Origin of the sequence: Staphylococcus ureilyticus (assembly GCF_025558845.1) — a bacterium.
GTDB lineage: Bacteria > Bacillota > Bacilli > Staphylococcales > Staphylococcaceae > Staphylococcus > Staphylococcus ureilyticus.
The window spans coordinates 1,213,232-1,228,968 of record NZ_CP094825.1; the positions used below are offsets into that span (position 1 = coordinate 1,213,232).

The 15,737-nt window shown below is 30.7% G+C and carries 18 protein-coding genes; 2 read left to right on the top strand and 16 right to left on the bottom strand.

Annotation, left to right across the window (positions count from 1 at the left end; all coding sequences use genetic code 11):
- Positions 1-10 precede the first annotated feature (10 nt).
- From MUA21_RS05925 to MUA21_RS05985, 13 genes are all read right to left on the bottom strand, one after another.
- On the bottom strand, positions 11-520 hold the full coding sequence (locus tag MUA21_RS05925) for a GNAT family N-acetyltransferase (RefSeq protein ID WP_262562161.1): 510 nt from the start codon (positions 518-520) through the stop codon (positions 11-13).
- 15 nt (positions 521-535) lie between these two features.
- Entirely contained in the window at positions 536-2,017 is a 1,482-nt protein-coding gene (locus tag MUA21_RS05930) for a S41 family peptidase (RefSeq protein WP_107526177.1), read from the bottom strand.
- Positions 2,018-2,175: 158 nt separating this feature from the next.
- Entirely contained in the window at positions 2,176-2,397 is a 222-nt protein-coding gene (locus MUA21_RS05935) for a YozE family protein (RefSeq protein WP_046208266.1), read from the bottom strand.
- Complete coding sequence (locus MUA21_RS05940; protein WP_046208265.1) at positions 2,397-2,900, bottom strand: PTS sugar transporter subunit IIA; 504 nt, start codon at positions 2,898-2,900, stop codon at positions 2,397-2,399. Before MUA21_RS05940 ends, MUA21_RS05935 begins: the two co-directional genes overlap by 1 nt.
- A 14-nt stretch (positions 2,901-2,914) precedes the next feature.
- A complete protein-coding gene (gene msrB, locus MUA21_RS05945) occupies positions 2,915-3,343 on the bottom strand; it encodes a peptide-methionine (R)-S-oxide reductase MsrB (RefSeq protein WP_262562164.1) in 429 nt (142 codons plus the stop codon).
- Positions 3,336-3,863 carry a peptide-methionine (S)-S-oxide reductase MsrA gene (msrA, locus tag MUA21_RS05950; protein WP_107526179.1) on the bottom strand — a complete coding sequence of 176 codons (528 nt, stop codon included), beginning with the start codon at positions 3,861-3,863 and terminating at the stop codon, positions 3,336-3,338. Before msrA ends, msrB begins: the two co-directional genes overlap by 8 nt.
- A 129-nt stretch (positions 3,864-3,992) precedes the next feature.
- Positions 3,993-4,832, bottom strand: coding sequence for a DegV family protein (locus tag MUA21_RS05955; RefSeq protein WP_262562243.1), 840 nt, complete (start codon positions 4,830-4,832; stop codon positions 3,993-3,995).
- Between the two features lie 9 nt (positions 4,833-4,841).
- Positions 4,842-5,327 carry a dihydrofolate reductase gene (locus MUA21_RS05960; protein WP_046208261.1) on the bottom strand — a complete coding sequence of 162 codons (486 nt, stop codon included), beginning with the start codon at positions 5,325-5,327 and terminating at the stop codon, positions 4,842-4,844.
- Positions 5,328-5,405: 78 nt separating this feature from the next.
- Positions 5,406-6,362 (bottom strand): thymidylate synthase, encoded by a 957-nt coding sequence (locus MUA21_RS05965; protein ID WP_107526181.1) that lies wholly within the window; start codon positions 6,360-6,362, stop codon positions 5,406-5,408.
- Between the two features lie 364 nt (positions 6,363-6,726).
- Positions 6,727-7,164: a bacilliredoxin BrxA gene (gene brxA, locus MUA21_RS05970; RefSeq protein ID WP_262562167.1), complete on the bottom strand. Its 438-nt coding sequence runs from the start codon at positions 7,162-7,164 to the stop codon at positions 6,727-6,729.
- Between the two features lie 35 nt (positions 7,165-7,199).
- The gene (locus tag MUA21_RS05975) at positions 7,200-8,318 is read right to left on the bottom strand and encodes a conserved virulence factor C family protein (protein ID WP_107526183.1); all 1,119 of its coding nucleotides are present in this window, start codon (positions 8,316-8,318) and stop codon (positions 7,200-7,202) included.
- Positions 8,319-8,337: 19 nt separating this feature from the next.
- Positions 8,338-8,595 carry a NifU N-terminal domain-containing protein gene (locus tag MUA21_RS05980; protein ID WP_046208257.1) on the bottom strand — a complete coding sequence of 86 codons (258 nt, stop codon included), beginning with the start codon at positions 8,593-8,595 and terminating at the stop codon, positions 8,338-8,340.
- A gap of 16 nt (positions 8,596-8,611) precedes the next feature.
- Entirely contained in the window at positions 8,612-8,806 is a 195-nt protein-coding gene (locus tag MUA21_RS05985; RefSeq protein ID WP_046208256.1) for a zinc-finger domain-containing protein, read from the bottom strand.
- A gap of 252 nt (positions 8,807-9,058) precedes the next feature.
- Between MUA21_RS05985 and MUA21_RS05990 the strand changes: the two genes are divergently transcribed.
- Positions 9,059-9,763, top strand: coding sequence for a queuosine precursor transporter (locus MUA21_RS05990; RefSeq protein ID WP_262562168.1), 705 nt, complete (start codon positions 9,059-9,061; stop codon positions 9,761-9,763).
- Positions 9,764-9,855: 92 nt separating this feature from the next.
- Here the strand turns inward: MUA21_RS05990 and MUA21_RS05995 are convergent, their stop codons facing one another.
- Complete coding sequence (locus MUA21_RS05995) at positions 9,856-10,401, bottom strand: RBBP9/YdeN family alpha/beta hydrolase (RefSeq protein ID WP_262562244.1); 546 nt, start codon at positions 10,399-10,401, stop codon at positions 9,856-9,858.
- Positions 10,402-10,571: 170 nt separating this feature from the next.
- On the opposite strand from MUA21_RS05995, the gene MUA21_RS06000 reads away from it, so the two are divergent.
- Complete coding sequence (locus MUA21_RS06000) at positions 10,572-10,982, top strand: ribonuclease HI family protein (RefSeq protein ID WP_107526184.1); 411 nt, start codon at positions 10,572-10,574, stop codon at positions 10,980-10,982.
- A 295-nt stretch (positions 10,983-11,277) separates the two neighbouring features.
- Here MUA21_RS06000 and MUA21_RS06005 read toward each other — a convergent pair whose 3' ends face one another.
- Positions 11,278-12,159 (bottom strand): 5'-3' exonuclease, encoded by an 882-nt coding sequence (locus MUA21_RS06005; protein WP_107526185.1) that lies wholly within the window; start codon positions 12,157-12,159, stop codon positions 11,278-11,280.
- Between the two features lie 15 nt (positions 12,160-12,174).
- Positions 12,175-15,621 carry a dynamin family protein gene (locus tag MUA21_RS06010; protein ID WP_262562170.1) on the bottom strand — a complete coding sequence of 1,149 codons (3,447 nt, stop codon included), beginning with the start codon at positions 15,619-15,621 and terminating at the stop codon, positions 12,175-12,177.
- Positions 15,622-15,737 lie beyond the last annotated feature (116 nt).

Here is a 15,737-nt window from a genome sequence, read left to right on the forward strand (position 1 = left end):
ATTATTACCTCTATTCTTCTAATTTTTTATAATAGGCATAGAATGGTTCTCCTTTATCGAAAGGAGGATAATCAATATTTACTTCACCTAATTTAATAAAGCCAAATTTTTGGAATAATCCTTGAGCACGTTTATTCAATGCAAAAGTGTCAGTTAACATTACATGTACATTATCTTGTAAAGCAAGGTTAACAGCAAAATCAAATAATTTTGTAGCAGCGCCTTTATATTCAGATGAGGCTGCCAATCTATGAATAACGTATGCATTGTTTCTATCAATTGGCCATGCCAGTTCATCATACCACTCAGATTGTTGCTGGTCGACAACTATAAAGGCAAAAATTGTATCTTTTTCTTCTAAAACAAACAATGAATCTTTACTAATATCTTCTTTGAAATGTGATTTTAATGGATATTGTTCATCCCACTGGTTGTTGTTTTCTTGTTGCATTATTGACTTTGCTTCTTCTACAATCGTTAAAATAGTTGGTAAATCTTCTATGGTACCTAATCTTATCATGCGAGGTTCACCTCTTTATTTTAATTTGTTTAATAGGGTTTGTAATACAGTATCTTCTTTATTTGCTTTATTAACTAAAGCTTGTGTGAATTTATCATTGGTTTGTTTGTTGAATTTTCCATTAACTGTTAAATTATTATCTTTTTGGAATGATTTAATAGTATCTTCTAATTCCTTATCAAAGCGTTTAGATTTATTATTAGACTGATAGTTTAATGCAGATAGACCCACTTTAATTGTTTTAACATGTTTGTCTTCATCACCCAACTGGTATGTCTGTGTATTAGGTATGACGCTTAAAGATTGATATTCAGGTTCATTAATTTTTGTATCAGGATTAATGCCTTTTCCATGAATATAACGAGATTTTGGAGTCAACCATTTCATATTCGTAAATTTTAATAGAGAACCATCATCAAATTCATGTGTGGTTTGTACTATACCTTTACCAAAAGTTTTTGAACCGTAAACTTTAGCTTTATTATAATCCATCATAGCACCAGTGAATACTTCTGACGCGCTGGCCGAACCTTTATTCACTAAAATTGAAACATCCATATCCTTAGCTTCTTTGCTTGCATCGTTTGATGTTTTTATTTGTTCTTTTTGATCGCCTTTTTCAAGTTGAACTGCGGTTTTTCCTTTATCCACGAAAATATTTACCATTTTCACAGCTTCATCAAGCAATCCACCAGGATTATTACGTAAATCTAGAACAATTTTTCGAATTCCATCTTTATGAGCTTTAATAATTAAAGATTTTAATTCACCAGAAGTACTACTTTGAAATTTATTTATTGTAAACACACCAGTATTTCCATGTTTTTCATATTCAACACTCTTAACATGTATTTTATCCCTTTTAATAGTGATGTCGTGTTCTTGGTTCGCTCTTTCAATTGTTAATGTAACTTTTGAACCTTGTTTTCCACGCACTTTTTTGACTATAGCTTCAAGTGGTTGGCCTTTAATAGACTTACCATTCACCTTAGTCACTACATCTTTAGGTTGAATGCCAGCTTTTTCTGCAGGAGAGTTTTTCATAGGGCTTGTAATTTGAATTTTATCTCCCTTTTTTTGCATTTCTGCACCGATACCTACAAAATCACCTGAGACATCCTCGTTAAACGATTTAGATTCTTTTTTAGTCATATATTCCGAATATGGATCATCTAAATCTTTTACCATTCCCTTAATTGCAGATTCCGATATTTTTTCTGAATCTGTATTTTTATAATATTCTTTATTTAAAATACTATAGACATCTTCAACCTTTTTCATTTCTGTTCTTTGTTTTCCATCTAGCCCACTTGTCCAGTTCATGACTGCTATGGTTGCAAAAACTGTTAAAACTGCTGTTATAAGCACAATACTTATGATTGTTAAAATGAAATTTTTCCGTTTAAAGCTCAAATTTTTAGTGGAATATTTGTTATTAGCATCGTTATTTTTAGTTTCTTCGTGGTTTTCATTTTGCATGTCTGATCTTTCCGACATTTTATCACTTCCTAAATATATGTATAATTCAAATCGAAATTTTATTGATTTGAAAATAAAAGTAGCTGGGATTGAATCATTAAAGATTAATCCCAGCTCTCTATGATACTTTATTATTTTAATATACTTTACTATATTCTCTCAAATATAAACTAAGACTAAAATTTTAACCATTCAGTATATTCATCATATAAACTATCAAAAACAGACATTGAAACGGTATAACTTCCTTGCATTTCAATGTAATCTGATAGAGCATGAAAATCTTTTTCCTGTCGTGGAAAAGACAAATCATCAAAAATTTCTTCAGCTAATTCGCCTTTTTCGTCTTTTCGACCACGTGCTGTTAATGCAAATTGATAAAATGAATGATCTTTCATTAGTTCATTGTCACATCAATAATTTTAGTTTCACCTTTAGTTACTGATGTTATATCGTCGGCAATTGCCACAGATGACGTGTTATCTGAGTTTGTAACAATTATTGGAGAAATAACTGATTTAGCATTTTCTTTTATATAATCTAAATCAAAACGTAATAATGGGTCTCCCACACTAACAGTATCGCCACTTTCGACTAATACTTCGAAACCTTCTCCGTCAAGTTGTACTGTATCTAAACCAATATGAACAAGTAGTTCAAGTTCATTATCAGCTTGTAAACCAATTGCATGTTTTGTTGGGAAGATATTATCTACTTTACCATTGATTGGAGAAACAACTTCACCATCAGTTGGATTTACTCCGAATCCTTCTCCCATCATTTTTTGCGCAAACACTGGATCTGGGATATCTTCTATTTTCACATATTCTCCAGTAATAGGTGCGTATACACTCGTTTCTTTGTCGACTTCTTTACCTTTACCAAATAATTTTTTAAACATGTCTTGTTCGCTCCTTATTTTTCAAAATGTGGTATTAAATCTCCGTAACCTAATTCTTCCAGTTTTTCAAATGGTATAAATTGCACGGCAGCCGAGTTAATACAATATCTTAAACCGCCACTTTCAGTTGGACCATCATTGAAAACATGTCCTAAATGGCTGTTCGCACCTTCAGAGCGTACTTCTGTGCGCACCATACTAAATGTTTTGTCAACGAGCTCTATGATTTCATCATCATCTAAAGCTTTTGAGAAACTGGGCCAACCACAGTCTGATTCAAATTTTTCTTCTGAGGTAAATAAAGGTTTACCAGAAATTTTATCAACATAAACCCCTTTTTCAAAATGATTCCAATATTCACTTTGGAAAGGAGGCTCTGTTCCATCTTCTTGAGTTACCAAGTATTCCATTTCTGTTAAATCATTTTTATTTTTCTTAATCATATTGTTTCCCCCAATGTTTTTCTATAAAACTTTTTCTGCCAGAACCACGTTGATATTGCTCATAATGCAATGGATTCTTTTTATAGTAATCTTGATGATAGGATTCAGCAGGATAAAAGTTTTTGTATGGTTTTATGGGTGTAATTACGGGTTTATTAAATATTGCCTGCTCATTTAACTCTTGAATTTTTGCTTCTGCAGCTTTTTTTTGTGCTTCATTATGATAAAAAATAGCTGGTTGATAATGTTTGCCTCTATCAAAAAATTGACCGCCATTATCAGTTGGATCAAATGTTTTAAAATAAACATCTAAAATGTTCTCGAAGGAAGTAATTTCAGAGTTATATGTGATTTGTACTGCTTCTACATGGCCGGTTTGTCCATGACTAACATCTTCATAAGAAGGGTTTTCAACATGTCCACCACTATAGCCAGAAACAACATTTTCAATGCCCGGATAAGAGGTGAACGGTTTTACCAAACACCAGAAACAACCCCCAGCTAATGTCGCATATGCCATGGTATACCTCCTTTTTTATTATCTTGTTATTAAGTTATCATTATTTTCAGTGATAAGCTATTAAATTGTTTTGAAAATTTAACAAATGAAAGAATAATTAAAACGAACCTTAATTTATTATAAATTAGTTTATGATTTTAAAACTACTAGACCTATTGCGCCTTCTCCAGTATGTGTTGATATTATAGGTGTTGTAACATTTGTATCATATTCAGTGATATTAAATTCTTCGGTAAAATGCTTTTTAATTTTATCCACAAATTCTAAAATATTAGCGTGTGCGATACCGATAGATTTAATTTTTTTATCGTCTAAAAACGTACTGATTTCTTTTTTTAGAAATTGAATACTACCATTTTGAGTACGAGAATTATGAATGAGTTCAATTTTACCATCGTCAAGCGTACCAATTGGCTTGATTTTCATCATATTACCAATTAATCCTTTCGTTTTACTGATTCTACCGCCTTTGATTAATTGATTTAATTGGCCAATAACAACATATAATTTTATATTACTTTGTAAGTCAGTTATTTTTGAAACAATTTCTTCTGATGAAAAACCTTGGTTATTCCAATCTACAACATGTTGGACTTGATATCCTAATCCAAATGAAATAGATTTTGAATCTATGACAGTTACCGTACTATCTGTCATTTGACTTGCTTGAAGTGCGGTTTGATAAGTACCGCTAAGTCCTGATGTCATGTGAATACTAATGATTTCAGAACCATCTTTGCCTAATTCATCATATAACTCAATAAAATTACCGATAGCTGGTTGACTCGTTTTTACATCAGCATTTTCTTCTAATTTTTTTATATATGCTTCAGAGGAAATGTCTACTTGATCTACATACGACTTACCATCAATAGTTAAATTAAGTGGGATGACATGTATATCATTATCTTTTAAATAAGCATGAGATAAATCTGATGTTGAATCAGTTACAATTTTCATTTTCATTATTCTTTCCTCCTATGTTGTATCTTTACGAACTAAATGTAGAAATGTATGTGGAATCGTATTTTTTTCATCTAATGTTCCCGGAATAGAAGATTCTACTTCCCATTCTTCAAATGTATAAGGTGGAAAGAATGTATCTCCATTATATTTATCTTCAATTACTGTAATATACATATCATCGACTTTATCAATCATTTCTTCAAATAATGTTTGTCCACCAAAAATGAACACATGGCCTGGTAAATTATATATTTCGTCAATTGAATGGATAACATCTACACCGTCATGTGCGAATGATTTATTTCTTGTTAATACTACGTTTTTTCTATTAGGAAGCGGCTTTCCTATAGAATCAAATGTTGCACGGCCCATAACAAGTGTATTGCCAGTGGATAGTTTTTTTACATGCTTTAAATCATTTGGTAAATGCCATGGTAGTTGATTATTTACCCCAATAACACGTTGCTGATCGTGAGCAACAAGTATAGAAAGTGTCATAATTTCCCTCCTAATAGTAATATAATATTATCAGTAAATATATTAAATTATTATTAATACTAATCGTTTTTTAAAATTTTATACAGCTATTGGCGCTTTAATTGCTGGATGTGATTCATAATTTATTATTTCTAAATCTTCATAGTTAATGTCGAAAATAGAGTTATCTGAATTTATTTTAAGTTGTGGTGGCGCATAGCTTGTACGAGACAACTGTGTTTCAATAGCTTCCATATGATTTGTATAAATATGAGCATCACCGAATGTGTGTATAAATTCACCCACCTCTAAACCACATTCTTTAGCAATTAAATGTGTCAGCAAGCTGTAACTAGCAATGTTAAATGGTACACCTAAAAAGATATCTGCACTTCTTTGATATAATTGGCAACTTAATTTACCATCTTGGACATAAAACTGAAACATTGTGTGACAAGGTGGTAATGCCATAGTATCGATTTCAGTTGGATTCCAAGCTGAGACAATATGGCGTCTTGAATTCGGATGATGTTTAATTTGTTCGATAACAGTTTTTAACTGATCAAAATGATTGCCATTTTTATCTTCCCAATCACGCCATTGTTTGCCATAAACATTTCCTAAATCACCGTATTTTTTAGCAAAAGACGCATCATTTAAAATTAGCTCTTTAAATTTACGCATTTCCGCTTTATATTTTTTATTAAATGCCTCATCCGTTTGGGCTCTATGACCAAAGTTTGTCATGTCTGGACCTTTATAATCAACTGAGTTAATATAATTTTCAAACGCCCATTCATTCCATATATTATTATTATATTGGAGTAAATATTTAATATTTGTATCGCCTTTGATAAACCATAGTAATTCAGTTGCAATCAATTTAAATGATACTTTTTTGGTAGTTAGCAATGGAAATCCTTTTGACAAATCAAACCTTAATTGATGTCCGAATTTTGAAATAGTACCTGTATTTGTACGGTCTTCTTTTTGCTTTCCTATTTCTAATATTTCGTTACAAAGATCATGATAGGATTGATCAAATGTATTTAGCATGACGAACACACTCCTTTCAACAGTAAAGTTATTTATAGTTAATCATATTTTAAAATACCAATAATTTAAAGAAATAACCACTAGTAAAGTGAAAATATGAGTGGAATTTGAGAATAAAATATGTATTCAGTTTATGCCTAAATAATATTGGCTGGTTGTTCTAATGATTATGATAAATAATTAGAAGTATTATAAACTTTTTAAATAGTTATAATCAATAAAAGGATGACCTAGAAACTACTCAAAAAACAGTAAAAATATGCTCATTAAATTAATGCATGATAAGTATTAAGGATGTTGTACTTGTTATTAAAGCAATTTAAGGCTGAGACACTTATTTATATCTCAGCCTTGGTCTTATTGATTAATCACAATAATCATCAAATATGTCTTTAATATCCATACAAATATCTTGTATATCTCTACCTTCTATATGTTCTCTTGGCATAAAATGTTTTAATTCTTTTCCTTTAAACAATGCATACGATGGACTGGACGGTACTTGTTGAATAAAAGCGCGCATTTCTTCGGTTGCTTCTTTATCTTGACCGGCAAAAACAGTCACTTTATTTGTTGGTTTTTTTTCATTTTGTTCTGCAACAGTAACTGCAGCAGGTCTTGCCAATCCAGCAGCACAACCACAAGTTGAATTAATCACGACAAAAGTTGTTTCATCATCAGATACATTATTCATAAAGTTATCAACATCAACAGCAGTTTCTAAACTGTTAAAGTCGTGATTTGTGATTTCGCTGCGCATTTGTGTTGCGAGTTCATTCATATATGCTTCATAAGCATTCATTTATAACACTCCTATTTCATTTAATGATAGTTTCTTTAGCTATTATTTCGATTTGCAATTTGCTTCCAAACGGAACCTAATGCCTCATCGCCATTTTCAATTCTTGTTATAGCCATTTCGATTTGCAGCTTCACTTCATAGGCTGAATCGTCAGCATGTTCACGAAGTGAATTTAACTGCTCTGGCCCACCTTCATCAAAAATAAACATTGCTGCTCTCCATCTGACTATTTTATGTGGATCGTCTAATGCTTTTTCCATTTCTGGTAATGCTTGTTTGAAACCTAAATCGCTTAAACAATCACCAGCAGTTCTTCTTACTGCAGGGCTTTTATCGTTTAAGCCTTTATAGAGGTATGGGAGTACGATTTCATCTTCAATCATTCCAAGGAGTATAATTGCTTCACGTCTTAATGGTGTTTTCTGTTCATCACTCACGACCTCACCGAGCAACGGTAAATCTTCAATTGTAGGTGTTGGGAATGATTTTAGCATTCTTAATCGTTCTTTCCAACTTTCAGTTGCTTGATATGCTTCCAATGTTACATGTCGGTATTTAGTTTCAGGAATTGTAACGTTGGATGCTAAAGCTTCTTCAACGCGTTTTTGCAATTGATCTTTAGGGTAGATTGCCGTTATTTCTTCAACGACGTCTTCCATTACCTCTGAGAGTTCGCCATAGCGTATTCCAAAATCTTCCCAGTTACGTTGAAACACAACATTATCATCATCTTTCTGTGCTGCTAACATGCTATCAACATATATTTCAGGTAATTGTTTACGTTGTTCTTCTGAACTTGTCGTTAGTTTAATTTGATAAGGAATATCTTTGAATGTCAAAACCTCTGCTTTTACTTCACCAAAATGTTCATCTGGTTGTGCTTCGGCAGTTATTTCTTGTTCATCATTGAGTGTTGCTGTTACTTTTGGTAAAACATCTTCCCAATCAAATTTTGGTTTTTTATCTACAGCCAAAAAATCCATTACATGAAATATAGATTTAACACCATCAATTGCTAAAACATCATTGATAAAATCAGGTTGCCCTTCTGCGACTGATGAATAAGTATTAGACTGGTTATCTTCTCTTTTTTCACTTAGTACAATTTTCATTGTATTTGGACTTGGTGTAGGTTCAACACGTACTATTTCCATTAAGGCACCCTCCTTATGTTTATATTTCTTCTAGAGCTTTTGTGATGTTTGGTAAAAGTGTATCCCAATCTACTTCTGAATTTTTATCTACAGAAATAAAATTCATTGCTTGAAATATAGATTTAACACCTTCTACATCTAGTACTGCATTGATGAAGTCAGGTTGTCCCTCTTTAACTTTTGTATATGTGTTAGGTTTGTTATCCCCACTATCTATGTTTAAATCAATTTTCATCGTATTTGGATTTGGTGTCGTAGCTATATTTATTATTTCCATAATCGTATGCTCCTTTTTATTGTAATTCATTGCCAATTTGCTTAATTTGTTTTCCGACAGAACATTCATTGATACAAAAATGATGTGCTTGTGTTTTGCCGTTTGTCTTTTTTATATGACGTTTCAATAAACACGCTTTACAATATGTGTTCATTAATTGGTCTATGGCATCAATTGCCTCTTTTTCAGAATAGGTTAGAATACGTTTCACGCTCCTGTACTTCTAAAAATGAATTATAAGTACCCAACTAGTTAATTTATGATAAGATTTGAGACTTGTTGATATTATATCATTTGTGACAACGATTGTTTAATCATTAATATGAAATATAACATTAGTATAAATATTTAAAAATCAATTGAAATTTGAACTTGCTTTTTTAATATTTTCTAGTAAAATAGTGTAGTTGTTTATTTTGCGGTTTCTAAACACCCGCATTATCAAAATTTAGGAGGAATAAAATTGTTTAATGAAATATTTGGCGTTATTACTTTTTTAGTAACATTCATATTATTAGTTACTATGTATCGTTTGTTTGGTAAACATGGTTTGATTGCATGGATTGCTATTGGCACCATTATAGCTAATATCCAAGTTATTAAAACAATCGATATTTTTACTATTTCAGCAACCCTGGGAAATGTTATGTTTGCATCTATTTATTTAGCAACTGATATTTTAAATGATATTTATGGACGCAAAATAGCTAAACGTGCAGTTTGGTTAGGTTTTTGTTCGACGTTGGTGATGATTATCGTGATGCAATTTTCACTTCATTTTACACCTTCCCCGGTAGACAATACACAAAAAGCATTAGAATCTATTTTTAATATTGTTCCAAGGATTGCTTTAGGTTCTGTTATAGCATACATTATTGGACAACATTTAGATGTTTTACTTTTCTCATTAATCAAAAAAGTGTTTAGTTCAGATAGAACATTTATTATAAGAGCATATGGTAGTACTATTTTAAGTAATATCGTGGATACGGCGTTATTTGTCATCATTGTTTTTTTAGGTGCAATGCCAAATGAAGCGGTATTTGAAATCTTTATTACAACGTATTTATTAAAAATTGTTTCTACTATCTTTAATGTTCCTTTTGGTTATTGGGCAAAATCAATGTACCGAAAAGGCAAAACACAAAAATTAGATGAAGGTTATTAATGACATGTTTTAATATAACTGACGAAAAGCCCGTAAATGATTAACAGATAAGTTCATTTACGGGCTTATTTATTTCTAGTGATTTAATATAATTATAATATTTCAATTATCTTTTCTTTTAAGAAATTGAATGTGTGATACCCTTCAGTTTCTAAAAAGTGGCCGTTGTGATTTATATAATGTGTTTTGACATTTAATTGTTTTGATAATCTATCCGTCGCGTCTATATTCACTACTGGATCATTTAAAGCACCAATTGTAATAATGTGTTGCGCGCATAATTTATCGAGTTTTATACGTGTGTTATCTATATATTGATTTAATTCGGGTATGTTCGATAACTTTTCGTTAAAACCTGAAACTAGAAAAAGGCCTTTTATTTTTGAATGAGGCTTAACAGAAGTTAAATAATGTAATATTGATATGACTCCCAAACTATGTGCAACGATAATAGTTTCTGAATTCAATTTACTTTGAATAATATCATCTATTGCTTGACACCATGAATCAAGTTCAGGATGATCAGAATTTGGTAAGTGTATAATTTCAACATTATAACCATATGCCTCTATTTGTGAGGCTAACCATTGAAACCAATGGCTTTTTGTACTAGCTTGATAGCCATGTATAATAAACATATTTTTCAATTAGATCATCCTTTATTAAATTAATGTTGTGCTTTTTTGTTGACGGTAATAGCTTACGTTACATTGATGTATTTTTCCAAGAAAAATGCATCTACATGATTATACTTATTTATGTTCTTTTGATAATATAAAATTAACTTATTAAATTTGAAGGTGAATTTATGGCGAAAATATATTTTGATGCTGCTACAGCAGGCAATCCTGGTCAAAGCGCATGTTCTATCGTTATCATTACTGAGCAAGAACGATTGCATTATGACTGTGATTTAGGAATCTTAGACAATCATAGTGCAGAATGGGCAGCTTTCGTATTTGCATTGGAATGTGCAAAGCACCACGGGATTACTACAGCACTCGTATACACTGATTCGAAATTAATAGAAGATAGTATGAACAAAGGACAAGTAAAAAATAAGCAGTTTATAAATTACTTGCTCAAAATAAAATCATTAGAGTCATATTTTGATTTATTGTTTGTTAAATGGGTTCCAAGGAATCAAAATAAAGAAGCAAATCATCATGCCAAAAATGCCTTATATAAAATTACTAAAACAAGTGAAAAAAAGCGTTAAAACAATACAGTCTAATCAAAACAGTATCTTAACAATTCAAAGTCAGTAGGATATTTGAAAACTTATTATGACGAAAATCAGAAATAATCCCTTTCTATAGTGAGAAACTTTTAATAGATGATTCTAAACACATTTTTTGAATTTAAACCTTTATTTTAAAATATATGAGTGTGACTACAGGATAGAAGGATATCATTTTTATCTCGTTAAACATGTACGATGAAAAGCATTAGACAATAATTATAAAGGACTCGTACGTATTTATTTGAATACGTATGAGCCCTTTATTTTTTATTTAACTAAAATGTGTAGCTAAGTATTTTCCTGATACATAGAGTTCATGTTCTTTACAAATATTTAGTATTTCAGCTAAATCTGTTCCAAACTTCATGTCGTTTAATAAATCAGAAGTATTAATAGGTACTTCTGTATGAATTTTAGCTAGTGATTTAGAAAGTTTCAAATTGTATAAATTATCTTCTATTTTATGTCTTTGACCAGGTGTCAATTCGTTTAAAGCGTCAATCACTGCTTCAACAGAACCATGATTTTGAATAAGTTTTATAGCAGTTTTTTCACCAATCCCTTTAACACCAGGATAACCATCAGCGCTATCTCCCATAAATGCTTTAACATCTATTAATTGTAGCGGATTTAATCCATATTCATTTTGAAATCTGTCTAATGTATAGCGGTTGTATAAGTTAAATCCTTTTTTAGTTAACCAAATTTCAACATTAGGATTAATACATTGTAGAATATCTTTGTCGCCAGTGATTACAAAAATTTGATTTTGTTGTGAATATTGATGTGCCAAAGTGCCTATTACATCATCTGCTTCATAATTTTGGACACCAATATTTACAAATCCAAATTGGTTTGATATTTCTTTAACATAATCAAATTGTGGTATCAATTCTTCTGGTGGTGCGGGTCGATTTTGTTTATATCCGTCAAACATTTCATTTCGAAATGTAGATTTACCCATATCCCAACACACAGCCACATGTGAAGGTTGTATTTCGTTTATCGCAGTAAATACATGACGAACAAACCCTTGAACACCGTTTGTAGGAATACCTGATGAATTTTTCATGAATTGTTTGTGTAGGCTAGTTGCGTAAAAATGACGAAACAGCAGAGCCATACCGTCTATTAATAATATCTTTTTGGACATCGTAAGTACCTCTTTCTAAATTAACAACTGAGCTTTTAATTCGCTATTTGTTTCTTGGAGTTGTTTTATTAAAGAATGATCCATTTCAAATGCTAAGAGTTGTTTAATTTGTGTGTGTATATCTTTTTCATACTGATTGAATTTTATTTCTGCATCATTATTCAAATTATTCACAATTTCAATTAATGCTTTTCTTAATTCAGCTATACAAGGTTTAAGTTGTACGAGCGTGTTTTGAGTTATTGTGGTTTGAACTTCATTTTGCATTTTTGGCTGCAAGATGTTTTTTTTCGTTAATGATTTAGGCAAAGCGGAAAGCATTTGACTTAAATCAATTTTTAAATAAGGATCGTCTAGTTCTATATTACTCTTATTAAATTCAGGTTCAATGAAAATGTGTAATTGCTCTAATTTTTGTTTTAAAGGTGCAATTTCTTCATGTATTTGTTGAATGAAATACTTTTTAACACGTTCCACTAGTAAGGATTGTTCTAAATACAATCTTTGATGAATTTGATCTAAGTATTGCTTTGTAGAATGGCGTTTTGCTTCGTTAAAGTTGTTGCTCTGTGTCATTTGCCCATTATAAATTGATTTAACTTCATCTAACAACTGAATTTTCAAACGTTCATTGAGGTGATAAATTTGATCTTCAACTTCATTTGAAGCACGCTGCACGGCAATTTGTAATATATTATTATTCAGTAATATTTGATTATGATATTGCTCGAGTTTGTTTTTACGTTGCTCAATTTTAGATTGATTATGCTGTGCGTCTTCTATCATTTGGTCAAATGCTTCTGAAATATTTGTTAATTGTTTCGTCATTTGTTGTTGCAATATATCTTTAGACTCAACTTGAGTAAAATAGTTTATACTATTTTTTAGTTTATCAATTCCTAAGTCTCCTGTTTTTAAAGCTTCTCGACTCGAAACTGCAAAAATGTCCGAATTCATATTTACTTGGTTAAGTGCATCACTTACATAGTTTATGACTGCATTTAAGTCTTCTTCAGTTTCAGCTAAATCAGTAGCATTTATGACCATTTTAAATGCTTGATTTTCACTTAATTGGTTCATTTCTTTCATATGTTCTATAAAGCGTTTGTCATTATCTGTGAATGAATGATTAAAATAACTTACATAAAGTATTAAATCTGAAGAAGTTAAAATCTTTTCTGTTTCATTTGTATGACGTTGATTATTGGAATGTAACCCAAGTGAATCTACGATAACTTTATCTTTCAACCAATCGATAGGTAATTTCAAATGAACTGTATTTACAAAGGTTGCATATTCGTCTTCTGCACTCCATTTTTTTATTTCATCCCGTGCAATGGTATGTGTTAAACCTTGTTCTAGCATTTCTTGATACATCGCATAATGTTTCTCAATCGCATTGATAAATGCTAATTTGTTTTTTTCTAAAGATGCTGTTAGTTTTTCTGTGTTTTGATTTAAAAATGCCTCTATTGAATCAAAAGTTTTATTTTCCAATTCAAATAATTGGTTTAACTCTTCTAAGATTTGCTCAGGTGATTTAAGTGTAATTTGACTTTCTTCACCGTATGTCAGTTCTGTCATTGCTGCTGTTGTAGGATTTGGTGAACTAACAAGATATGCATCGCCTAGTAGTGCGTTGATTAAACTACTTTTTCCAGCACTGAACGTCCCGAAAACACCTATTTTAATGATTTTATGATCTAGGCGTTTCAGTGTATCGTTGATATCTTGTTTTGTTTGTTCGAATAATGGAATATCTTTTATCAAGTTTAATGAATTTTTTATATCTTGAATTGAAGTATCCGTTGTTTTTGTTTTAGTGGTATTAGAACGATTCTGTTTTTGAACTTTTGAATGCTCTGGTTTAGCTTGATATGTGATTTCTTCTCTATCTATTAATTTATCTAGTGAATCATCAATATGAATGTAGTAGTGTCTATAATTTTGTGTTTCAAGTGATTCTCTTAGATTACGCAACTCCATAAATTTAACATAATCATTGTAATCTTCTACTTCTTCTGTGCCAATGTCGTTTGCTTGAGAATGGCTGATTGCTTTCTCAAATAATGGTTCAGTTTCTTTAATAATAAATTGTTTAATAGATTTCATTAAGTCATCTGAAAATGTTAAAACATATTGATTACTAATAGATATTTGCATTTGATACAAATCATCTATGAGATTTGGAGGCATTTGATAGTGTTGGTTTAAAATCGCATCATTTACTTCGGATGAGTTAATAAATCGAGTTAAAAATGACATATCTTCTCTCAAAGGTTGGCGTATTTCTTGATTTATTTTTTCTTGTAATTGCTCAAGTAATTCTTGAAGTCTAATTTGTTGCGTTTCTAATGTTTTTTTCTTTTTATTGAATATGCCGCCTACTTTAAAGTCTTTAGTTTTGCTCTCTAAATAAGTTCTTATTTTTTCTCTAGTATCGTGCGTCATAACATATGCATTGTCGAGAATCGCTTTACGCTTTTGTTTTAAGAAATCATACAATTGATCAGGGTTATTAAGTAATTTCGCTTCTTCACTTACTTGTTGATGTTGTTGAAAGTTTAAATATGCTTGGTCAAAGTCTTCTTCAAATATATCTAGCTCATTTAGAATCGTTTGAATTTCATGTTGTATAAAAGATAGTTGTTCGTCTGTAATAAAATTCACAGTACGTTCCACATAATCCGCCATTGATTCTCTATGTTGATCTTTATCGATGAGATAATCTGAAAGTGCTTGAATTTGGTTGTGTTCATGTTCAAATTTAGAAACATAAAATATTTGATCTAATTTGATTTCCCATTCAGCAATCGATTTTTCAACGCGTTGTTTAAATGTGTCGAATGGAATTTCTGATTCATGATGTTTATCTATTTGGTTGATAACAAAAACGACTGGAACACCAGCATAGTTCAGCTGTTTCATAAATTGAAAATTCATTGCAGATTGAACATGGTTATAGTCTACTGTGTAAAATAAAACATTACTTGTATACATAAATTCTTCAGTGCTAGATTGGTGTGTTGATACATTTGAATCAACACCTGGTGTATCTTGAAGTGTGAACCCTTTATTAAATTTTTCAGAAGGAAATTTAATTTCTACAGATTCAACGTCAATATTTTCACGATTCATTTGTTTAACTTCATCGTAGTTTGTTAATAAAGTATATTTTTGGTTGTTCAAATTAGCTATAATACCTGGTTCATCTGATACAGAGACAATTGCTGTGTTACTGGTTGTGGGCACTGGTGAACTTGGTAGTATGCTTTCTTCTAGTAGCATATTGATAAGTGTGGATTTGCCTGCTGAAAAATGGCCGACAAAAGTAGCAGTATACTGTTCTAAAAATATTTTTTTAATGACTTGATTTATAATATGAATCAATCTATGATTGTTTGATTTTTCAACCTCTTTTTTTAATTTATATAGTATATCGAGTTGCTTCGTTTTAGACATGTTATGTATCCCCTTTATTACTTATATGTAATTAATTTCTATTGTATAACAAATTAATGTGGGTCTAAAGTAAGTTAGCAAAATTAAATTGTATTTAGCAATGTTTTATAAGTAGA